Source organism: Planococcus sp. S3-L1, from assembly GCF_030063085.1.
In the GTDB taxonomy this organism is placed as follows: domain Bacteria; phylum Bacillota; class Bacilli; order Bacillales_A; family Planococcaceae; genus Planococcus; species Planococcus kocurii.
This window is the reverse complement of sequence record NZ_JASISN010000003.1, coordinates 233,634-254,973: the sequence shown is the minus strand read 5'-3', so window position 1 is coordinate 254,973 and position 21,340 is coordinate 233,634. Positions and strand designations below refer to the sequence as shown.

Sequence of the window (21,340 nt, the reverse complement as noted above, 5' to 3'; positions counted from 1 at the left end):
ACTCCTTAGTATTCGTCTTCTCTAAAGCCAAAATCACGTAAATGCATGGCTTTGTTACGCCAATCTTTTTGCACTTTAACCCAAAGTTCTAAATACACTTTTGACCCAAGCAAGTTTTCGATATCTTGACGGGCACGTGTACCAATTTGTTTGAGCAAAACACCTTTTTTACCGATAACGATGCCTTTTTGAGAATCACGCTCAACCATAATTGTTGCTTGTATACGAATCATGTCTTTATTTTCGGAATCGGGTGCGATTTTTTCAATGACCACAGCAATCGAATGCGGAATTTCTTCGCGCGTTAAATGCAAAGCCTTTTCACGGATAAGCTCAGAAATGATAAAGCGTTCTGGATGATCTGTAATTTGATCTGCTGGATAATATTGCGGTCCTTCTGGAAGACGTTCGCTAATTTTTGCCAACAAAGTCTCCACATTATTGCCTTCTAGCGCTGAAATCGGAATTGCTTCAGCGAAGTCAAATTCTTTGCTGTACGACTCGATAATTTTCGGTAAATTATCAGGGTGTACTTGGTCGATTTTATTAAGAACTAGAAACACCGGTACATCAATGCCTTTTAACATATCCAGTACATAGCGATCTTCTTTACCAACGCGGTCGACACCACTTGCTACAAACAATAAAACGTCAACTTCTCGGAACGTATTTTTTGCTACTTTCAGCATAAAATCACCTAATTTATGACGCGGTTCGTTAATGCCTGGCGTATCAATAAAAATCATTTGGTTGTCATTCGTCGTCACAACGCCTTGCACTTTGTTTCTGGTCGTTTGAGGCTTGTCACTCATAATGGCAATTTTTTGACCTACTACGCGGTTAAGGAATGTCGACTTGCCGACGTTCGGACGACCGATGATTGAAATAAATCCTGATTTGAAACCGTTATTCTCTGGCTGCATATTTTAAATCCTCCGTTGAAAATGCGCCGGGAAGCAATTCGCTAATTGTTGTTTCCTGGACGTCACCTTTTAAATTTGTTAAGTAAACTGGCATATCTGGCGGACAGAACTCAGCTAACACTTGTCTACACGCGCCACACGGCGATACAGGACCTGAAGTGTCGGCTGAAACAGCTAATGCCACAAAGCTCTTGTCGCCTTCAGACACCGCTTTAAAAACCGCTGTGCGCTCTGCACAGTTCGTTAACGAATAACCGGCATTTTCAATATTACAACCTACATATACTTTGCCTTCAGCTGTCAGTAATGCTGCGCCGACAGGAAACTTCGAATAAGGTACGTAGGCATTGCCGCGTGCTTTTATCGCTTGCTCCATCAATTGTTCTTTTTCCATTTTAATCACCTCTGCGAATTTAAAACCATTTGGGTAGAAATATTAGTAAACCAATTATAGCACTTGCCACGGCAAATACCAAAACTGCACCTGCCGCCATATCCTTGGCCTGCTTAGCAAGTGGCTGGAAATCGGTTGTCGCTAAGTCAACTACGCGTTCAATGGCTGAATTCACCATTTCTAATGCAAGCATCCCTGCGATTAATAAAATAACAACGAACCATTCCACATGAGATATTCTTGTCAAGCAGCCAGCAAGTACCACGATGATCGCTGCGATCAAATGAAATCTGATGTTTTGTTCTCGCTTGAAAGCAGTCACTATGCCTGCTGTTGCAAATCGAAAAGAGCGTAAAAACTTACGCATCATCATTCGAGTCACGCGTAATTCCAAGTGACAGCAAAATGGCATCTTGACGAGAAAACATTTTCTTTTCATCTTCTTCTGTCAAATGATCATAGCCGAGCAAATGCAAGAAGCCATGAACCGCCAAAAAGCCAAGCTCTCGTTCAAACGAATGGCCATAATCTGTTGCTTGTTTTTTAGTACGATCGAGTGAAATAATAATATCTCCAAGCATACGCGGCTCTGATGAACCGATGATGGCCGTTTCACCTTCACCTAATTCCTCCATAGCAAAAGAAATGACATCCGTCGGTTGGTCTTTCCCTCGGTATTCACGGTTAATATCGCGAATCATTTCATCTGTAACAAATGTTACCGATACCTCCGATTCTCCTACCGCTTCTTCTTTAGCTGCATGCTCCAGTATGTTTTGCACAAAATCCAATTCTGGTTGTTTCAGTGTTTCTGTTTCATCCATAAAATCAATCGCTATCATAATAGTCCTCCTATCAATTAGGTTCTTTCGGATACTCAATACGAGAATGGAAAATGCCATTCAGCGTTTCACACATTACTTTTTTTACCGTTTTCAGCTCTTTTAGCGATAAATCACATTCTTCAAATTGCCCATCTTTTAGTTTATCTTCTACTATGGCATCTACCAATTTTTTTATCTTTTCTGATGTTGGCTCTTTCATTGAGCGAACTGCTGCTTCTAAGCTATCTGCTATGCAAATAATGGCAATTTCTTTTGTTTGGGGTTTTGGCCCTACGTATCGGTACGACTCTTCTTCAACATCTGAATTGATGTCTTTGGCCTTATAATAGAAAAATTTCAAAAGACTCGTGCCATGGTGTTGCGCTGCCACATCAACGATTTCTTTCGGCATTTTATACTTCTTCAATATTTGAGCTCCTTGCACACCGTGCGCTAGAATAATATCTCGACTTTTTTCCGGTGGCAAACGATCGTGTGGATTTTCGATATTCACTTGATTTTCGATAAAAAATTGCGGATATCTTGTTTTACCGATATCGTGGTAATAACAACCAACTCTCGCAAGCAGTCCATTCGCTCCAATCGCTTCACAAGAAGCGTCCGCCAAATTGGCAACCATAAGGCTATGATGATACGTACCCGGTGTTTCCGTCAAAATTTTCTTTAGTAACGGATGATTCGGATTTGACAACTCGATCAAACGCATCGTTGATAACATACCAAATACCGATTCAAAAAAGGGCAAGAAACCAATGGCTAGTGCACCCGATAATACCCCCGATACAATCGCTGCCGTAAAATAAAAGCCGATCTCTGTCCAATTATACTGTGTTTGGCCAATCAATAGGTAAAAAGCGACAAAAAGCACATTAGCTCCAGCTACCGCTAAACTAACTTGCAACAGACGCCCTCTGCCACCATCTCGTTCAATTAAATAAATCGCAGTTAATCCTCCAAATAAAATATAAAAAGCAATGTCCACTTGCAACGAAGACGAATAGCCGCTTGGCAACATAATTCCTGCTGCTGCACTGACCAAAATCGTGACAAACACAGCGGCCCGTTCGTTAACGAGCAAACGAACAAGAATACCAGCTAATGCCGTAGGAAAAATAAACGAAATCACCAAATCGAAATTTTCACCGACTGCTGATAATAATTTCATCAACAGCAACGAGATGGTAACAGCTATTAGTATGACAAGCATCTCAGTGACCTTGCCTTTATCATCCCTTTGCGACCGAAAGATAACGGACAGCAAGAGACCTGTAGTAATGATGACAAAAACCAACAAACCAAGCAACGGTTTATAATTCTGTTGCTCTTCTGTCATGCCCGCTAGTTCTAATTGTCGATAAACTTCTCGATCTACTATTTGACCTTCTTGAACAAGAACTTGTCCTTGTAAAATACGAGTGGGCTCCACGCTGTTGCGCACCTGTTCTATTTGACTCGCTGTGAGCTCTTCATTAACCAATTCATTGGCAATTATACCAAATCGTCCAATGGTTACTGCCGCTTGAACAACCTCATCTGGAATTTGTTGATTCTGGCGAATTTCCTGCTCAATTTCAGTACGACTACGTGCCACTTCTTCTACTCGTATTGGTTCGTTTAAATAGGATGTTAACACCCCATCTAACTGTTCTTGAATGTTAATAAGACTATCGTCTGAAAGAGACACTAAAGACTCCAACATGTCATCTGTTAAACGTAGACCATTTTCACTAGTTTCCAGTAAGCGCAGATCTTCCGTGAGTTTCGCAATCATAGCGTCACGAGAAAGTTTCTCTTGTCCTTTTTCAGGCGCAGCTTTTACGTCTAACAAATAACCAAACAGCGAATCGATTAAGGCTATTTGATTATCGACGATCTCATCCATAAATTGATAGCTTGGGGCTACTTCTTCAGTAAGTCGTTGCCGCTCAATTTCCGTCTTAACCGGGTCCTCGACTGTTTTCTCCGAACGAATGGTTTCAGTCGATAGTTGAAACAGTTGGATATCGTATGTATCGCTTTGGACAGAGTCCATTAAACAAGCATATAGGATTATGCCAGTCAACAAGATGCCAGCCATCATTATTTTCCGGTAACCCAATTTCTCAAAGATTTCTTGTACTCTTTGACGCATGCCAGTACACCCCACATTTCCTATTTCCATCATAACAAGTAAAGAAATAGATTTCACGGTGTTTTTCTAAAAATTTGAAATTATCCCCATATTTATGAGAAATAATAGGTTGTGAGTCCTTTTTAAAAAAATGCTAAAAAAGATGCAGGGATTTTCGCCCCTGCATCTTTTACATTTAATTATATCGGCTGTTTTTCGTAGGCATCTATGATCTTTGCTACAAGTGGATGACGAACCACATCTCCGCTTTCAAGATACTGAAAATGAATAGTTGGAACATCTTTTAAAATGGTTTCTGCTGCAATCAACCCTGACTCAGCCCCACGCGGCAAATCAATCTGTGTTTTGTCACCGGTAATGATCATTTTCGAGTCAAAACCTAGCCGCGTCAAAAACATTTTCATTTGTGCCTTTGTGGTATTTTGCGCTTCATCAAGAATAACAAATGCTGCGTCAAGTGTACGACCTCTCATATAAGCAAGAGGAGCAATTTCAATCGTTCCGCGTTCGATAAAGCGATTTGTTTGCTCAAGACCCAACACATCGTGCAAAGAGTCATAGAGTGGTCTCAAATAAGGATCTACTTTTTCTTTTAAATCTCCTGGTAAAAAACCAAGACTTTCCCCTGCTTCCACAGCAGGCCGTGTCAAAATAATTTTCTTTACTTGACCATTTTTAAGCGCCTGAACTGCCATGACAACGGCTAAATACGTTTTACCTGTCCCAGCAGGACCAATTCCAAAAACCAAATCCTTGCTACGCATAGCTTGAATATAATGACGCTGACCAATTGTTTTTGCCCGAATAGACTTGCCATTAGCGTTGCGTGCCACTTCTTCGTCGTAAAGTTCGGCAAAATATTCGATTGTGCCGCTTTTAGCCATTTCAATAGCAGAGATAATATCTCGCTGATTGATGTTAATATTTTTGCGTATAACCCGCAATAACTGTTCTATTAATAATTTCCCCGTTTGCTTGCCTTCTTCAGAACCTGATAACTTGATGACCTCACCGCGGGTAATAATTTGAATGTTAAAAGCTTCTTCGATTAATGTTAAATGACTATCTGAGATCCCGAGCAGTTGAACCGCTTCATTTGGGTCTTTCACATGTAGTTCTAGTAAGTTGTTTTCTGTCATGTGGACGCTCCTTAGAATCGAGTATTTACTGCTAATTTCACTCTATCATTAAAGATAATCACTTGTAAAATTTTTGTTCTGGATAAATTGATTGAAAAAACTAAATAACAAAAATCGAACAAGAAGAGCAGCTAATAAATGATGTTTCGCTTACGAAATAGCAGTAACTCAAAACAGTAGTTTAACTAACAACTTTTAAATCTGCTATGTAAATCAATAAGCAGTTTAAATGCTATATAAGTTTACATAATATTATTATTAATAAAAAACAGCAACTAGTGGGAACTAGTTGCTGTTTTTTATCTTTTGGATTTGGGCGGTAGTAAAATCTCTGCCATAATAATGCCTCTTCTTACATCTTCACTACTCAACGGCAAAAATTCATGCGATATTTCTTCAGGACTTTGACTAACAGGCTGATCGCGTAGCGGCTTTGATCTATGCGTAGAAATGCGATCTTGGATTTCATGTTGTGCATCTCTAGACGAAACCCGACGCTGCACTTCTTGTCGTGCTTCACGAAGAGGTGCACGGTTCACCATTTCTTCCGCTTTTTTCTTTGCCTGCCCTACACGCTCAGAACCTTGATTTTTTTGATTTTGTAGTTCCCCATAAATTTCTTTAGCGTAATCTTCCACCCGTTTGAACCTCCCTTGGCCAGAGCGACCGTCCCGATCAGTTGACGCTTTTGTTGAGACGGGCTTAGCAGGAACATCTCCATCGGATGAATCTTTTTTGCTTTTATTAAAAAAAGCACTTACCGCCATGATAACAAGTCCAAATATGAGAGCTTCCATACGACAAACCTCCCTTATGACTACTGCCGATTATTTATCGTCGGATTTGTCCATGCCCGTTTTTGAGATAGACTCTCTCATACCTGTATCTGCTTGGACATTTTTATAATTGACGTAATCCATAATGCCAATATTGCCGTTGCGTAGAGCTTCCGACATAGCAAGTGGTACTTCCGCTTCAGCTTCTACAACTTTTGCTCTCATTTCAACAACTTTGGCTTTCATTTCTTGTTCACTTGCTACAGCCATTGCACGACGTTCTTCTGCTTTTGCTTGAGCAATTTTCTTGTCTGCTTCTGCTTGCTCTGTCTGCAACTCTGCGCCAATGTTTTTACCAATATCAACGTCTGCAATATCAATCGACAGAATTTCAAACGCTGTTCCAGAATCTAGGCCTTTAGATAAAACGGTTTGAGAAATCAAGTCCGGATTTTCTAGAACTTTTTTATGACTAGTGCTCGAACCTAAAGTAGAGACAATCCCTTCACCTACACGTGCAACGATTGTTTCTTCTCCTGCACCACCGACTAAACGGTCAATATTAGCACGAACTGTGATACGAGCTTTTGCTTTCACTTCGATTCCGTCCATGGCAACACCTGCAATAAATGGTGTTTCAATCACTTTCGGGTTAACCGACATTTGAACTGCTTCTAATACGTCACGACCTGCAAGGTCAATCGCTGCTGCACGTTCAAACGGCAATTCGATATTAGCACGATGCGCCGCAATCAACGCATTAACGACACGGTCAACGTTACCACCAGCTAAATAGTGACTTTCTAATTGATTGATGGTTACTGTTAATCCTGCTTTTGATGCTTTAATCAATGGATTGACGATACGTGACGGAATAACGCGACGTAATCTCATTCCGATTAGCGTAAAGATACTGATTTTGACCCCTGCAGCTAATGCTGAAATCCATAATGTAATTGGTACGAATGTGAAGAAAATTGCCAAAACGACGATAATACCAATTATCGCAGCACCTAAACCAATTGTTTCAATTCCCATTTCTCTATTCCTCCTCTTGTTTTTCAAGTTCACGAACGACGATACGTGAACCTTCTACCTTGATTATCTTAACATCTTTACCACTGTCGATAAATCTGCCTTCTGATACAGCGTCAATGCGCTCATCGTCTAATTTAATGGTACCGGAAGGACGGAGCGCTGTCACTGTTTGGGCAATTTTACCGACAAGTTCTGGGCGATTTGTAGTCGATACATAACCACCTGCCGTATCGGTAGCATCCGTCAAGATAATCCGTTTGAACAAATCAAGCCGCTTACCAAAGAATTTCACTACAATCACCATCCCTATTGTTGCTACTATCATTGCAATAAGTACTGCTATGGCGGTGGTTTTAAGATCTCCTCCCGCGAGTAAAACACTTCCTAGGATCGCTGCAATTCCCAGGAATCCAGCAACACCTCCAGGAATAATAAACTCAGCTATTAATAGGCCAAAACCAATAACTAATAACACAATGGACTCATAACCGGCTAACCCTGCTACCAAATGTCCGTAGAAAAACAGCATAAGGAACGTCAAGCCAATAAATCCAGGAACTCCAATTCCAGGTGTAAATAGCTCCAGAAGTAATCCAAGACCTGCAATTGATAGAAGAATTGGCACGACAATCGGGTTGGTCAAAAAACGAGCGAGGCTTTCTGAGAACGTTTCATCGATTGTCACGACTGTGGCGTCTTCAAGTCCTTTCAAACTAAGTAGCTCGTCTAACGTAGATACCGTCCCTTGCGAATAGTTCACCTGTTCAGCTTCAGCCGCACCCAAAGTTAACAACTTCCCTTCAGCCGCACCAAGTTCAGGCAAATCTATGGAAGCATCAGCCATCGCTAAGGCAATCTGAGGATTACGACTTGCTGTCTGAGCCGCGTTCTTCATGGATGCCAGCCAAGCGCTACTGGCTTTGTCAGCAGCTGCGTTACCGGCTTGATCAATTACCTGTGCTGCACCCATACGACCATTCGGATGCATATAGATTTCATCATTGTGCAAAGCTAAAAAAGCACCTGCAGACAAAGCATCTTGATTGATGAAAGCTATTTTTTTCAATGACGTTTTGTCCAATAGACGGGCAATGCCATCTGCTGCTGCGACAAACCCACCTGGTGTATCTATCTCGAATATGATTGCTTCGGCTCCAGCGTCTTCTGCTTCTTCAATGCCCCGTTCAATAAAAGCCTGCAGTCCTCTTTCGACCTCATCTTCAATAGGTATCACGTACACAGTCGAAGTATCAGCCTGTATGGCCGGGAGCATGAGCAGAAACGATAGCAGCAAAAGCCCAAAACCAATACAGACTTTGACTCTGCTCAACAGGATCTCTCCTTTCGCATTTCAAATTTACTGTTTGTATCTATACGGATGAACAGGAAATAAGTTTCAAGGTACGTCTCCTATTATAAAGTAAATCTTCAGTAATAACGAAAGAACGCGCTTACAAATAGAATAAATAGAAAAACCACCATCACGATACTCGTGATGGTGGTTTAGGCTGGTCGTTCATATTTTTTAAAAGTCATTATACTGCTTAAGGTCAATTAAAATTTACGTTTACGCGCAGCTTCTGATTTTAGTTTACGTTTCACGCTCGGCTTATCATAGTACTCGCGCTTTCTTACCTCTTGCATTGTTCCAGATTTAGAAACAGTGCGTTTGAAGCGGCGAAGAGCATCTTCAATCGATTCGTTTTTACGAACTGTAGTTTTTGACATCTCTTTTTCCCTCCCTCCGAACACACGTTGAAGCGAAGAACAACAAGTGTTATATACTCAAAAATTATATCGTATTCTAGATGAAAGGTCAATAGTTAATAATCAGAATCAGAAGTTAACCCTTGCATGATTTTGACGCCTGAACTTGCACCGATGCGCGTAGCTCCTGCTTTGATCATGGCTTCTACATCTTCAAGGCTACGAACGCCACCAGAAGCTTTAACGCCCAAATCTGGACCTACTGTCTGACGCATTAGTTTGACGTCTTCAACTGTAGCTCCAGCAGTTGAAAAGCCCGTAGAAGTTTTGACAAAGTCAGCTCCTGCTTCTTTGGATAAACGTGAAGCAGTCACTTTTTCTTCGTCAGTCAATAAACAAGTTTCTAAAATCACTTTGACAATCGCCTTGCCTTTTGCTGCATTGACAACCGCTTCGATATCTTTTTTCACATGGTCAGTATTGCCACTTTTAAGTGCTCCAATATTCACGACCATATCGATTTCACCAGCGCCTTTTAGAATAGCATCCGTCGTTTCAAAAGCCTTCGTTTCAGACGTTGACGCACCTAATGGAAATCCGATAACTGTGCAAACTTTCACGTCGCTGTCTGTCAACTCAGCCGCTGCCGTTTCAACCCAAGCCGGATTAACACATACAGAAGCAAATTTGTATTCAGCCGCTTCTTGACAAAGCTGAACAACTTGGCTTTCTGTAGATTCAGGTTTTAATAAAGTATGATCAATGTATGATGCAATTGTTGTCATGACTAAAAATCCCCATTCTTTTTTTAAAATTATTATACAGTGTTATTCAAATTCATAAGAAATCGCAGATAATGCATACAAAGGTGCCGTTTCTGTCCGTAAAATCCGTGGACCGAGAGCAGTAAAGCTCGCTCCAGCGTTTTTTAGAGACGCCACTTCTGCTTGTGAAATTCCACCTTCTGGACCAAAGATGATCAGCACTGAATCTTTATCATACAATTCTTTTAAAATTTCAGCAAACCGAGTCCTGCCCTCTTGCCGCGCCTCTTCTTCGTAAGCTACAATGACCGCGTCATACGAGTTGGCTTTATCTAGCAATTGTTTAAAACTGTGAATGCCCTGTATTTCCGGGACATGCGTTCTATGTGATTGCTCAGCTGCTTCTTTGGCAATTTTTTGGAGACGTCCAATCTTCTTTTCACTTTTAGCACTGTCCCATTTTACAATAGAGCGTTCTGCCGAAAATGGTAATAATGCATACATTCCGAGCTCTGTCGCTTTTTGCGTGATCAAATCCAGCTTGTCACCTTTTGGCAATCCACAGGCGATGGTCACTTTTTTCGGCAATTCCACTTGCATTCCCAAATCGCTACCGATTTTTACCTCTACGTCAAAATCTGCACTGACTATTTTTGCCTGATACGCTTGATCTTCCATAACTACAATCAAATCGTCCCCAATAGTTTGGCGCATAACTTTGGCGATGTGCTTTGCATCATCGCCAGTTATCGCCACTATTTGATTTTCAGGAATTTTGCCTTCTATAAAATATCGTTGCATTGTGGCACCTCATTACTCAGGTTTTTTTGAAATGATCGTAACCCAATCTTCCATCATCATGACATCTTCAATGACAAACCCAGAAGCTTCAAGTGAGGCTTTAACGTCGTTCTTTTTCGCTTCTATGATACCTGAAGTGATATAGCTACCGCCTGGTTTAACGATATTGAAAGCATCATCTGTAAACGACATGATAACTTCCGCCAAAATATTAGCTACAACTACATCAGCCGGTTGATCTACTTTATCAGTTAGATTGCCTTTTTCAACTGTCACAATGCCTTGAACTTTGTTTAGTTCAACATTATCAATCGCCGCTTTTACAGCAATTTCATCCAAATCCAGTGCATACACTTCTTTGGCAGACAATAATGCGGCACCAATTGCCAATACCCCTGAACCTGTACCAATATCGATGACACGATCAGATGGTCGTACTACTTTTTCTAACGCTTGAAGACTCATAACAGTAGTAGGATGGGTACCCGTTCCAAAAGCCATTCCTGGATCTAACTCAATAATTAATTCGTCACTTGATACCGGATTGTAAATTTCCCATGTTGGAACAATCGTGAAACGTTCGGAAATCTTTACAGGGTGGTAGTACTTCTTCCAAGCTGTGGCCCAATCTTCTTCGTCCACTTCACTAATTGTCACTTCGTTTTTGCCAAGGTTAATATCAAAAGCAGCTAGATTATTAATCGCCACTTTAATCGCATCGACCGTTTCTCCCAAAAAACTATTGACGGGGAGATAAGCTTTCAAAATCACTCCATCTACTGGAAAATCTTCAGGATCTAGTGAATAGATTTCTCCGAAGCGATATTCTCTTTCTTTCGTTAAGTCTTCCGAGTCTTCTATGACAACCCCGCTGGCTCCTGCTTCATGCATGATGTTTGAGACCGCTTCAATTGCTTCGTTTGTCGTATGAAACGACAGTTCTGACCATTTCACTTCCACTCAGCTCCTTTTCGACTTTACAGTCAGTAAGACTCTCGCTTTTCGCCAGAGTCTTCTGTTTGTAAAAATCCAGTTGCTTTAACTATTCATAAAAAGAAAATTTCAATCCCGTAGCTCTTATTAATCGCCTTTAATTGTACGTTTGATTTTTTCAAAAAGAGAACTACTATGCTCTTCTGGAATATCGCCGCTAATTTCAGCAAATTCACGTAATAGCTGCTTTTGCTTTTCGCTGAGGTTTGTTTGTGTTTTTATTCGAACAATAACATGTTGATCGCCCGTTCCGTAGCCATGGACATTTTTAACACCTTTGCCTTTTAGACGGAAACGCGCACCACTTTGTGTGCCGGCCGGAATTTTTAATTTCACTTTCCCTGAAGTTGTCGGCACTTCAATTTCGTCACCCAACGCTGCTTGCGGATAGGTGATGGCAATATCTAAGTAAATGTCATCGCCTTCACGTTGGAATTGTTTATGTGATTTCACACGGAAAACAACATATAAATCTCCTGAAGGTCCTCCGTTTACACCTGGTCCACCTTGTCCAGTGACACGCAATTGCTGGCCATCATCGACCCCTGCCGGAATAGTCACTTTGATTTTGTTGACTTTGCGAACCTTGCCTTGACCACGGCAAGTTGAACATTTTTCTTCGATAATTTGACCAGAGCCTTCACAATGCTGGCAAGCACGACGATTGACCATACGGCCGAAAGGTGTGTCTTGCGTTACATTTGTTTGACCAGAACCATCACAATATGGACACGTTTTTTTCTTGGTGCCAGGCTTTGCACCGGAACCGTCACAAGTATCGCATGTTTCATCTTTAGGAATTTCAATTTCTGTTTCTTTGCCGAACACAGCATCCATGAAATCGATCGTCATCGAATACTGTAGATCGTCACCCTTACGCGGAGCACTTGGATCGCGGCGTCTTGAACCCCCACCAAAGAACGTGCTGAAAATATCGTCGAAACCAAAGCCATCAGCTCCGCCGCCACCAAATCCTTGATTGGGATCTTGGTGCCCAAATTGATCGTATTGTGCCCGTTTTTGTTGGTCACTCAGTACTTCATAGGCATCTTTTACTTCTTGGAATTTCTCCGATGCATTGGCATCTTTATTAATATCTGGGTGGAATTTTTTCGATAAAGTCCGGTATGCTTTTTTAAGCTCTTCTTTAGAAGCAGTCTTAGATACACCCAGTACTTCATAATAATCTCGTTTATTCATGAGTCACTCTCCCTCTAACAATCAACTGTAATTGTACACGGTTTAAATCGCTGTTGCAAAGACATTGAAAGAGCCAAAGCATGTTGCTTTGCTTTGACTCTTCAAGGTCTTACTTATTATCGTCGTTTACTTCTTCAAATTCTGCATCAACGACATCGTCATTTCCTGATGCAGCATTTTCTTCTTCTCCAGCTTGTTGAGCTGCTGCTGCTTGCTCATAAGCTTTCATTGACAATCCTTGCAAGATTTCCTGAAGTTTGTCTTTTTTCTCACGAATGTCGTCGATGTTATCCGACTCCAATGCCGCTTTTAGTTCATCGCGTGCATCTTCCGCTTGTTTTTTCTCTTCTTCTGTAACAACTTCGCCTAGGTCTGCAATTGTCTTATCTGTTTGGAAGACTGCTTGGTCCGCTTCATTGCGAACTTCTACTTCTTCTTTTACTTTCGCATCTGCTTCGGCATTTTCTTCTGCTTCTTTGATCATGCGTTCAACTTCTTCGTCAGTTAAAGACGAATTCGATTGAATTGTAATTGTTTGCTCTTTTTGCGTTCCAAGATCTTTCGCTTTAACGCTAACGATACCGTTTTTATCGATATCAAAGCTTACTTCGATTTGTGGTACACCGCGTTGTGCTGGCGGAATATCCGTTAATTGGAAACGGCCAAGTGTTTTGTTAGCTGCTGCCATTGGACGTTCGCCTTGTAATACATGAATATCTACGGCTGGCTGGTTATCAGCAGCAGTCGAGAAGGTTTGTGATTTCGAAGTTGGGATCGTTGTGTTACGCTCGATCAATTTCGTGAATACGCCGCCCATTGTTTCGATACCAAGTGATAATGGCGTTACGTCTAGTAAGACCACATCTTTTACGTCTCCAGTTAATACGCCACCTTGTACAGCTGCACCCATTGCTACAACTTCATCCGGGTTAACACCTTTATATGGCTCTTTGCCTGTTTCTTTTTTCACAGCTTCTTGTACAGCTGGAATTCGAGTAGATCCACCAACAAGGATAACGCGATCAAGATCAGAAGCTGAAATACCAGCATCTTTTAATGCTTGGCGTGTAGGTCCCATTGTGCGTTCAACTAATGAAGAAGTTAACTCGTCAAATTTTGCACGGCTCATCGTAACTTCCAAGTGAAGCGGTCCTTCTGCTCCAGCAGTGATAAATGGCAATGAAATTTGAGTTGAAGAAACACCTGACAAGTCTTTTTTCGCTTTTTCAGCAGCATCTTTCAAGCGCTGAGTAGCCATTTTGTCTTTAGACAAGTCAACACCATTGTCTTTTTTGAATTCTTGTACTAAATAATCAATGATCAGTTTATCAAAGTCATCGCCACCAAGACGGTTATCGCCGGCAGTAGATTTTACTTCGAATACGCCATCGCCAAGTTCAAGAATCGATACGTCGAATGTACCGCCACCAAGGTCATAAACAAGGATAGTTTCGTCTGTTTCCGTTTTATCAAGACCGTATGCTAATGCCGCTGCAGTTGGCTCGTTAATAATACGTTCTACTTCAAGACCTGCAATACGTCCCGCGTCTTTTGTTGCTTGGCGCTCTGCGTCATTGAAGTAAGCTGGAACTGTAATAACCGCTCTTGTTACTTTTTCGCCTAAATATTCTTCAGCGTACCCTTTAAGGTATTGTAAAATCATTGCAGAAACTTCTTGAGGCGTATAATCTTTGCCTTCAGCTGTTACTTTTTCCTGCGTACCCATTAAGCGTTTAACGGATTGAATGGTATTCGGGTTAGTGATTGATTGGCGTTTAGCTACTTCGCCGACTTGACGTTCGCCATTTTTAAAAGCGACAACAGAAGGAGTTGTACGGTTGCCTTCTGGGTTTGGAATAATTTTTGGCTCGCCGCCTTCTAATACTGCGACTGCTGAGTTTGTTGTTCCTAAGTCAATACCGATAATTTTGCTCATTGTTAAATTCCTCCAATATTTTTATTCGTTTACTTTTACCATTGCCGGGCGAATAACCCGATCTTTTAACATATAGCCTTTTTGCAATTCTTGTAACACAATTCCTGCTTCTGCAGATTCGTCTTTTTCTTGCATAACTGCTTGATGGAAATTCGGATCAAATGGTTCGCCGACCGCTTTAATTTCTGCTAGGCCTTCACGGTTCACAGCTTCAATTAACGATTTCTGTACCATTTCCACGCCCTTTAGCAAGGACGCTGACTCTTCACTGCTTGTCGTAAGAGACAAAGCACGTTCAAAATTGTCTAGTACTGGCAGAATATCCGCTAATAGTGATTGTGAACGGAATTTATTGGCGATTTCTTTGTCTTTTTGAGTACGTCTTTTGAAATTATCAAAGTCAGCCAATAGCCGCAAATATTTGTTTTGCTCAGCTTCAAGTTGCGCACGAAGCTCTTCAGCTTCATCCGTTATTGAAGATTCTTCCTCACTAGAAGATTCGTCAGGCGCTTCTGCATCTACTAATTCTGGTGACTGTTCAGCTTCAGCGTCTTTTACTTCAACAGCTGCTGGTGCTACATGTTCTTCTGCTTTTAATGAATCATTTTTTTTCGACAAATCTGTTCCTCCTTTGTTCACGTTCCATTAAACAACCGGTCCAGTTCTTTCGATAAATCACCGCTTAGCAAATCCAATATAGAAACGATGCGTTTGTAATCCATTCGTTTTGGACCTATTATAGCGATCGAACCGGTCTGTTCTTCTCCGATATCATAAGATACCGTAATGACACTACAATCTTCCATTGCTGTAAGCGCATTTTCCGAGCCAATGCGAATATGGAGGCCTTGGCTTCCAACTGGCAAGATCATCGGAATGTGCTTTACTTCTTCCATGACATCCATTAAATTTCTGATTTTTTGAAGATCATGAAAATCTGGTTGTCTTAAGATGTTTAGCTTACCGCCGTAATAAATATTTTCATCCGTATGTGGCAATAAAACGGCTTGCCTAAACGTATGAAACAATTCACCATAGCGTTCAACATGCTGCTGTAAAATCGTCAATGTCTCTTGTTCTAACCGCAGGTGCAGATTGTTTAGCGATACACCAACGAGCCGTTCATTTAGGATATTCGTCATTTTTTCAATATCCGATGGATCGAGTCCAGGCGGAATGGGAAAAATTCGATTTTCCACATGACCAGAATCGGTCACAATAATCGCCACAGCTGTGTCTAAAGTTAAAGGAACAATCGACAATTTCCTAACGATGTGTCTACGTACATCAGGACCTAATAAAATAGAAGTGTAATTGGTCAATTCCGAAAGAATCATGGCAGAGCGTTTGATAATTTCTTCTGTCTCTGTCAGCTTTTCTTCAAAAATTGAACGCAACTGTAAAATGTCCTGTTGTGGTAGCGGTCTTGGTGTCAGCAAGTGATCAACGTAATAGCGGTATCCTTTCTCCGAAGGAATGCGTCCGGAAGACGTATGTGTTTTTTCTAAAAACCCCATCCCTTCTAAATCCGCCATTTCGTTGCGTATAGTGGCAGGACTAAACGGAATATCAGGTCTTCTGGAGAGTTGGTTCGATCCTACCGGCTGAGCTGATTGAATGTAATCATCTACTGTCACCTTTAAAATGAGCAGTTGCCGTTCTGTTAACATGATCATCACCTCTGTTAGCACTCTAAGTACCCGAGTGCTAATACTACATTAAAATTAACAAATAAAATGATCAATGTCAACGGAAGAGCTTTAAGCTAATAAAAATTGCTCAAAAACTTCATTGCCAACAAATCGTCCTTTACGGGTCAGTCTAACAAAATCGCTAGCAACTTCTAAATTTCCTTTAGCAATTTCTTTTTTCAAGATATCTCCGTAAACATCTTGAATCGGTTTTTGAAATTTAATTTGGAAATGAGACAGCGACACCCCGCCTGTTTTTCGTAGCCCTAGAAACATCTCTTCTTCCATTTTTTCATGGAGCGGCACTTGGTGTGTACTCAAAATTGGACGCTCACCTGCATCTAATGGAGACATGTATTTTTTTAAAGGTCCGGCATTGGAATAGCGAATACCATCTACATAACCGTGCGCACCGGCACCAACGCCAATATATTCAACATTGTCCCAGTACAGTAAGTTGTGTCGTGATTCATGACCAGGACGCGCAAAATTGGAAATTTCGTATTGTTTTAATCCACGTTTGTCCATTTCATTCATCAACTTATCGTACATATCGGCTTCTAAATCTTCTGTTACCGTATTTAACTTACCTTTTGTCATTAAGTTATAAAATACTGTTTTCGGCTCAATGATCAAGGAATAGGCTGAGAAATGCGGCATATCAAATGCAAAAGCTCGCTCCAGTGTATCGTCCCACTGTTGCATCGTTTGGCCAGGTAATCCGTACATCAAGTCGAAACTCAAGTTTTCAAAGCCTACTTTGCGAGCAGCATTAACTGCACGTGTAACATCTGAGTTGCTGTGAGTTCGGCCAAGTCGTTTTAAAAGATCTTCATCGAATGACTGAACGCCCATGCTTAGACGGTTGACACCTCCGTCAAATAGCACTTGCATTTTATCTTGTGTCAATTCATCTGGGTTGGCTTCTGATGTCCATTCCAAATTAGCAGCCATTGGGACATAGCGATGAATATGTGCCAGCAATTTCTCTAATTGAACAGGTGTTAACGATGTAGGAGTCCCTCCACCAAGGAAGATTGTTTCCAAAGGATGATCGAGTGCTCCTTGTTCTTTCCATAACGCCAACTCTTTTCCTACGGAATCAATGTAAGCATCCACTGGCTGATCTTTGAAATATACTTTATTGAAATCGCAGTAAAAACAAATTTGGTGGCAGAATGGAATATGGATATACAATCCTTTTACCATTTTATTTCCTCTTTTCTAATAAGAAAAGGAGGCTAAAATTCCGCCTCCTTTTTTTCGTTTTATTTTGATTGGTCGTCCATTTTTAAAATAGCCATGAATGCTTCTTGTGGAACTTCTACAGATCCAACTTGCTTCATGCGTTTTTTACCTTCTTTTTGCTTATCGAGAAGTTTCCGTTTACGGGAAATATCGCCACCATAACATTTAGCAAGAACGTTTTTGCGTATCGCACTAATCGTTTGACGTGCCACAATTTTTTGACCGATAGCCGCTTGAATAGGCACTTCAAATTGTTGGCGTGGAATTAGATTCTTCAACTTATCGACAATGGCTTTTCCACGTTCATAGGCAAAGTCACGGTGAACGATAAAACTCAAAGCGTCTACTTGTTCAGCATTTAACAAAATGTCCATTTTGACCAATTTAGATTCTTTGTAGCCAATTAATTCGTAATCAAAAGAGGCATAGCCTTTTGTCCCTGATTTTAATTGGTCGAAGAAATCATAAACGATTTCAGCCAATGGCAACTCATAAATAATGCTAACACGTGTATCATCGACGTAATCCATTGTTAAGAAATTACCGCGTTTGCGTTGGCAAATTTCCATAACCGCACCTACGTAATCATTGGGTACCATAACTGTTGCTTTCACATAAGGTTCTTCAACTAGTTGAATTTTTTGTGCGTCAGGCATCATAGCCGGGTTGTCGATTTTCAAAACTTCCCCGTCTGTCATATGAACTTCATAAATTACGCTTGGTGCAGTTGTGATCAAGTCAATATTAAATTCGCGTTCGATTCGTTCTTGAACGATTTCCATGTGCAACAAGCCAAGGAATCCACAACGGTACCCAAAGCCCAGTGCTTGAGAAGATTCAGGCTCGAATTGCAAAGCTGCATCATTCAATTCCAATTTCTCTAGCGCGTCACGCAAATCATTGTATTTAGAAGTATCAATTGGGTACAACCCACAATAAACCATTGGATTTAATCGACGGTAACCAGGCAACGCTGAGCTTGCTGGATTATTAGCAAGTGTAATTGTATCACCGACTGTCGAATCACCCACGTTTTTAATAGCAGCTGTTAAAAAGCCAACATCGCCAACTGTTAATTCTTCGCGAAGAGTTGCATGAGGAGTGAAAACACCTGCTTCAATCACTTCAAATTCTTTTCCAGAAGCCATCATTTTTATACGATCTCCAGGTTTTACAGTTCCTTGAACAATCCGAATATACGCTACAACACCACGATAAGGATCGTAAAGAGAATCAAAAATCAATGCTTGTAACGGCGCACTTGGATCTCCCGTTGGAGCTGGAACTTTTTCAACGATTTGTTCGAGAATTTCTTCAATTCCAATTCCGGCTTTTGCTGATGCCAATACCGCTTCAGAAGCATCCAAACCGATTACTTCTTCGATTTCCTGACGAACACGTTCTGGGTCAGCGGCAGGCAAATCGATTTTATTGATAACTGGTAGAATTTCTAATTCATTATCTAGCGCCAAGTAAACGTTTGCTAATGTTTGTGCTTCAATTCCTTGTGCTGCATCGACAACAAGTACAGCGCCTTCACAAGCTGCTAAACTGCGTGATACTTCATAGGTAAAGTCGACGTGCCCTGGAGTGTCAATCAAATGCATAATATAAATTTCGCCATCTTTGGCTTTATAATTAAGCTGAACAGCGTTCAATTTAATGGTAATGCCACGTTCCCGTTCAAGATCCATAGAATCGAGGGACTGTGCTTTCATTTCTCGGGAAGTCAGTGCTTCCGTCTTTTCTAAAATTCGGTCTGCAAGCGTAGATTTACCGTGATCGATGTGCGCAATAATCGAGAAGTTGCGAATTCTGCTTTGCCGAGATAATCTTTCCTCATTATTCATTCTCTTCACTCCTATATAAACTACTATGAATTATAGCAGTACAACAAGCATTGAGCAATAAAAGCTCGTGAATTCATTTTTGCTGTCAAGGAAAACTTCTTTGCACGTAACTATTGCAATCCTTCCGCTGATTTGATAAAATAACTCATGTTGTATAGAGACATTAAAGAGTTGGGATGATTTCCTCTCTTTCATATTGTCTAGGAGGTGAAAGATATGCCAAACATTAAATCTGCAATCAAACGCGTGCGTACGAACGAAAGCAAAAACGTTCAAAACTCGCATACGAAATCAGCAATGCGTTCTTCTATTAAGAAAGCTGAAACAGCTTTGACTAACAAAGACGATAACGCTAGCGATACTGTAAAAGCGGCGATTAAACAGGTGGAAAAAGCGGCTTCTAAAGGCTTGATCCATAAAAACACTGCAGCTCGTAAAAAAGCTCGCTTGATGAAACAAGCGTAAAACATAAAAAAAGCCAGATCCTTTAAAAGGATCTGGCTTTTTTTATTCATTTTAACGTTGTTGTTTGATCGCGCGCTTCATCAAGAAAAATTCCAAAATGCGCTCACGATTGCCACTAAGTGTTTTTAGCTGAAGATCGATGTCTGCTAAATCACCAAGTACCTGCAACAGTCGCTTTTCAGAAATCTGTTGGCGTTTTTCCACTAGTAGCTTAACGCGATAGGGATGCGCCTTTAGTTGTTTAGAAATTTGTTGCGCATGATACCCTTTTTTCTGCAAATAATACACTTGAATCATAAAGCGTATTTGCGAAGCCAGTAAAGCCGCTAATGCTACCGGCTCTTCTTTTTGACGCAACAGGTCGTAGTAAACACTTAGGGCGCCGCTAACATCGCCGTCAAGATACGACTGAAGCATTTTAAATGCATCTTGCTCAAGCGTCCGTGCTGTCATTTGTTCTACAAGGTCTACCGTAATGTCTCCTTCTGCTGCCCCGAGATACAGCGACATCTTCTCAATTTCTGAAGACAGTAATGTCAGGTCGGTACCTGCCATCTCCATTAATCGCTGAGCCGCTTTCAAATCGATGCCTTTGCCAAAATTTTTCGCTTCGTGCATTAGAAAACTTTCTAAGTCATTAGTTTGGAGTGACTTGGCTTCTATTAGTACGGTATGTTGCTTCATCAGCTTGGTTACTTTTTTGCGCTCGTCTACTTTTTCATAAGGCGCTACAAAAATTGTCACCGAACTACTTGGTGGATGTTCTAACCAGGCTTCGAGTGCCTTTAGATCGTGATTGATCTTTTCTTTGCCACGCTCTGCTGCTTTTAAAAACGTTGCATTGCGTGCAATAATCAGCTTGCGGTCACTAAAAAAAGGAATGGTGTCTGCCTCATCAATAACGTGGTCAACCGGTACTTCGTCCAAATCAAAAAAAGTTAGTTCTAATTCTCCGCTGTCCGTCAATTTATCTTTTAGCAAATCCAAGGTTTTTTCAATAAAATAGCTTTCTGTTCCCACGATGAGATAAACAGGGTCTATTTGTCCGCTGCGTATGGCTTTCCACACGGAAGTAATCATCTTATCAGCCTCCCCTTCTTCTACTATATCGGATTTATACGACTTTGGGTATTTGACAGTTATGTGTCAGTAAAGAATTTCATCCTTTAAACTTTACTTCAATCTAGATTTTTACTTTGTCTTCGCTTATAATTAGAAGGAATTAGGAGGGATTTCAATGAATGAATTTGAACAGAATGTACAGTCCAAACGTAACGATGCAATCGACGCGGGAATGGGCTTTGTCGTATCCTTTGGATTTTTCGCCCTTATCTTCATTATCGCCGGAGTTGTAGAATTCGCTGCACGGTAATTAAATCAAAAAAAGGTTTCGGTTTTCATAACCGGAACCTTTTTTTGTTGCATGGAAATGAGCCACT

General features: G+C 40.9%; 22 protein-coding genes. 2 read left to right on the top strand and 20 right to left on the bottom strand.

Translation table 11 applies throughout. The features are described from left to right. Positions 1-5: 5 nt before the first annotated feature. The 19 genes from era to lepA form a co-directional block, all read right to left on the bottom strand. Positions 6-923, bottom strand: coding sequence for a GTPase Era (gene era / locus QMF37_RS05225; protein ID WP_058385559.1), 918 nt, complete (start codon positions 921-923; stop codon positions 6-8). Beyond that, complete coding sequence (locus QMF37_RS05220) at positions 907-1,317, bottom strand: cytidine deaminase (protein WP_058385560.1); 411 nt, start codon at positions 1,315-1,317, stop codon at positions 907-909. Before QMF37_RS05220 ends, era begins: the two co-directional genes overlap by 17 nt. A gap of 19 nt (positions 1,318-1,336) precedes the next feature. Next, positions 1,337-1,690 carry a diacylglycerol kinase family protein gene (locus QMF37_RS05215; protein WP_058385561.1) on the bottom strand — a complete coding sequence of 118 codons (354 nt, stop codon included), beginning with the start codon at positions 1,688-1,690 and terminating at the stop codon, positions 1,337-1,339. Next, complete coding sequence (gene ybeY, locus QMF37_RS05210) at positions 1,677-2,162, bottom strand: rRNA maturation RNase YbeY (protein ID WP_281251064.1); 486 nt, start codon at positions 2,160-2,162, stop codon at positions 1,677-1,679. The genes QMF37_RS05215 and ybeY overlap by 14 nt, the downstream gene beginning before the upstream one ends. A gap of 10 nt (positions 2,163-2,172) precedes the next feature. After that, positions 2,173-4,293 carry an HD family phosphohydrolase gene (locus QMF37_RS05205; protein WP_283477010.1) on the bottom strand — a complete coding sequence of 707 codons (2,121 nt, stop codon included), beginning with the start codon at positions 4,291-4,293 and terminating at the stop codon, positions 2,173-2,175. Positions 4,294-4,472: 179 nt separating this feature from the next. Then, positions 4,473-5,432, bottom strand: coding sequence for a PhoH family protein (locus tag QMF37_RS05200; protein WP_078080341.1), 960 nt, complete (start codon positions 5,430-5,432; stop codon positions 4,473-4,475). Between the two features lie 299 nt (positions 5,433-5,731). After that, complete coding sequence (locus tag QMF37_RS05195) at positions 5,732-6,229, bottom strand: hypothetical protein (protein WP_071154371.1); 498 nt, start codon at positions 6,227-6,229, stop codon at positions 5,732-5,734. 30 nt (positions 6,230-6,259) lie between these two features. Continuing rightward, positions 6,260-7,246 carry a flotillin-like protein FloA gene (gene floA / locus QMF37_RS05190; protein WP_058385566.1) on the bottom strand — a complete coding sequence of 329 codons (987 nt, stop codon included), beginning with the start codon at positions 7,244-7,246 and terminating at the stop codon, positions 6,260-6,262. A gap of 4 nt (positions 7,247-7,250) precedes the next feature. Further along, entirely contained in the window at positions 7,251-8,576 is a 1,326-nt protein-coding gene (locus QMF37_RS05185) for an NfeD family protein (RefSeq protein ID WP_283477004.1), read from the bottom strand. 224 nt (positions 8,577-8,800) lie between these two features. Next, on the bottom strand, positions 8,801-8,974 hold the full coding sequence (rpsU, locus tag QMF37_RS05180) for a 30S ribosomal protein S21 (protein WP_006828698.1): 174 nt from the start codon (positions 8,972-8,974) through the stop codon (positions 8,801-8,803). Positions 8,975-9,069: 95 nt separating this feature from the next. Next, positions 9,070-9,738 carry a deoxyribose-phosphate aldolase gene (gene deoC / locus QMF37_RS05175; protein ID WP_078080339.1) on the bottom strand — a complete coding sequence of 223 codons (669 nt, stop codon included), beginning with the start codon at positions 9,736-9,738 and terminating at the stop codon, positions 9,070-9,072. Positions 9,739-9,780: 42 nt separating this feature from the next. Beyond that, complete coding sequence (locus QMF37_RS05170; protein WP_071154370.1) at positions 9,781-10,518, bottom strand: 16S rRNA (uracil(1498)-N(3))-methyltransferase; 738 nt, start codon at positions 10,516-10,518, stop codon at positions 9,781-9,783. A 12-nt stretch (positions 10,519-10,530) separates the two neighbouring features. Next, positions 10,531-11,472 (bottom strand): 50S ribosomal protein L11 methyltransferase, encoded by a 942-nt coding sequence (prmA, locus tag QMF37_RS05165; protein ID WP_078080338.1) that lies wholly within the window; start codon positions 11,470-11,472, stop codon positions 10,531-10,533. Positions 11,473-11,598: 126 nt separating this feature from the next. After that, positions 11,599-12,711 carry a molecular chaperone DnaJ gene (gene dnaJ / locus QMF37_RS05160; RefSeq protein ID WP_058385570.1) on the bottom strand — a complete coding sequence of 371 codons (1,113 nt, stop codon included), beginning with the start codon at positions 12,709-12,711 and terminating at the stop codon, positions 11,599-11,601. Positions 12,712-12,820: 109 nt separating this feature from the next. Next, positions 12,821-14,647 (bottom strand): molecular chaperone DnaK, encoded by a 1,827-nt coding sequence (dnaK, locus tag QMF37_RS05155; protein ID WP_078080337.1) that lies wholly within the window; start codon positions 14,645-14,647, stop codon positions 12,821-12,823. 21 nt (positions 14,648-14,668) lie between these two features. Beyond that, positions 14,669-15,265 (bottom strand): nucleotide exchange factor GrpE, encoded by a 597-nt coding sequence (grpE, locus tag QMF37_RS05150; RefSeq protein WP_283476987.1) that lies wholly within the window; start codon positions 15,263-15,265, stop codon positions 14,669-14,671. 17 nt (positions 15,266-15,282) lie between these two features. Beyond that, complete coding sequence (hrcA, locus tag QMF37_RS05145; protein WP_283476985.1) at positions 15,283-16,317, bottom strand: heat-inducible transcriptional repressor HrcA; 1,035 nt, start codon at positions 16,315-16,317, stop codon at positions 15,283-15,285. Positions 16,318-16,407: 90 nt separating this feature from the next. Next, the gene (gene hemW / locus QMF37_RS05140; protein WP_283476984.1) at positions 16,408-17,547 is read right to left on the bottom strand and encodes a radical SAM family heme chaperone HemW; all 1,140 of its coding nucleotides are present in this window, start codon (positions 17,545-17,547) and stop codon (positions 16,408-16,410) included. A 59-nt stretch (positions 17,548-17,606) separates the two neighbouring features. After that, on the bottom strand, positions 17,607-19,436 hold the full coding sequence (gene lepA / locus QMF37_RS05135; protein ID WP_058385575.1) for a translation elongation factor 4: 1,830 nt from the start codon (positions 19,434-19,436) through the stop codon (positions 17,607-17,609). Between the two features lie 216 nt (positions 19,437-19,652). On the opposite strand from lepA, the gene rpsT reads away from it, so the two are divergent. Further along, positions 19,653-19,901 carry a 30S ribosomal protein S20 gene (gene rpsT / locus QMF37_RS05130; RefSeq protein WP_058385576.1) on the top strand — a complete coding sequence of 83 codons (249 nt, stop codon included), beginning with the start codon at positions 19,653-19,655 and terminating at the stop codon, positions 19,899-19,901. Between the two features lie 51 nt (positions 19,902-19,952). On the opposite strand, the gene holA is transcribed toward rpsT, so the two are convergent. Beyond that, on the bottom strand, positions 19,953-20,981 hold the full coding sequence (holA, locus tag QMF37_RS05125; protein ID WP_071154366.1) for a DNA polymerase III subunit delta: 1,029 nt from the start codon (positions 20,979-20,981) through the stop codon (positions 19,953-19,955). 157 nt (positions 20,982-21,138) lie between these two features. Here holA and QMF37_RS05120 point away from each other — a divergent pair, with 157 nt between their 5' ends. Beyond that, a complete protein-coding gene (locus QMF37_RS05120) occupies positions 21,139-21,273 on the top strand; it encodes a YqzM family protein (RefSeq protein WP_078080335.1) in 135 nt (44 codons plus the stop codon). Positions 21,274-21,340: the final 67 nt, after the last annotated feature.

Bases quoted from the DNA above. Each gene is read 5' to 3' on its own strand.
- QMF37_RS05120 (WP_078080335.1), top strand. From the start codon at position 21,139: ATGAATGAATTTGAACAGAATGTACAGTCCAAACGTAACGATGCAATC.
- rpsU (WP_006828698.1), bottom strand. From the start codon at position 8,974: ATGTCAAAAACTACAGTTCGTAAAAACGAATCGATTGAAGATGCTCTT.
- QMF37_RS05200 (WP_078080341.1), bottom strand. From the start codon at position 5,432: ATGACAGAAAACAACTTACTAGAACTACATGTGAAAGACCCAAATGAA.
- deoC (WP_078080339.1), bottom strand. From the start codon at position 9,738: ATGACAACAATTGCATCATACATTGATCATACTTTATTAAAACCTGAA.
- dnaJ (WP_058385570.1), bottom strand. From the start codon at position 12,711: ATGAATAAACGAGATTATTATGAAGTACTGGGTGTATCTAAGACTGCT.
- QMF37_RS05215 (WP_058385561.1), bottom strand. From the start codon at position 1,690: ATGATGATGCGTAAGTTTTTACGCTCTTTTCGATTTGCAACAGCAGGC.
- era (WP_058385559.1), bottom strand. From the start codon at position 923: ATGCAGCCAGAGAATAACGGTTTCAAATCAGGATTTATTTCAATCATC.
- lepA (WP_058385575.1), bottom strand. From the start codon at position 19,436: ATGAATAATGAGGAAAGATTATCTCGGCAAAGCAGAATTCGCAACTTC.
- hemW (WP_283476984.1), bottom strand. From the start codon at position 17,547: ATGGTAAAAGGATTGTATATCCATATTCCATTCTGCCACCAAATTTGT.
- dnaK (WP_078080337.1), bottom strand. From the start codon at position 14,647: ATGAGCAAAATTATCGGTATTGACTTAGGAACAACAAACTCAGCAGTC.
- floA (WP_058385566.1), bottom strand. From the start codon at position 7,246: ATGGGAATTGAAACAATTGGTTTAGGTGCTGCGATAATTGGTATTATC.
- holA (WP_071154366.1), bottom strand. From the start codon at position 20,981: ATGATTACTTCCGTGTGGAAAGCCATACGCAGCGGACAAATAGACCCT.
- hrcA (WP_283476985.1), bottom strand. From the start codon at position 16,317: ATGTTAACAGAACGGCAACTGCTCATTTTAAAGGTGACAGTAGATGAT.
- QMF37_RS05205 (WP_283477010.1), bottom strand. From the start codon at position 4,293: ATGCGTCAAAGAGTACAAGAAATCTTTGAGAAATTGGGTTACCGGAAA.
- rpsT (WP_058385576.1), top strand. From the start codon at position 19,653: ATGCCAAACATTAAATCTGCAATCAAACGCGTGCGTACGAACGAAAGC.
- QMF37_RS05195 (WP_071154371.1), bottom strand. From the start codon at position 6,229: ATGGAAGCTCTCATATTTGGACTTGTTATCATGGCGGTAAGTGCTTTT.
- QMF37_RS05170 (WP_071154370.1), bottom strand. From the start codon at position 10,518: ATGCAACGATATTTTATAGAAGGCAAAATTCCTGAAAATCAAATAGTG.
- QMF37_RS05220 (WP_058385560.1), bottom strand. From the start codon at position 1,317: ATGGAAAAAGAACAATTGATGGAGCAAGCGATAAAAGCACGCGGCAAT.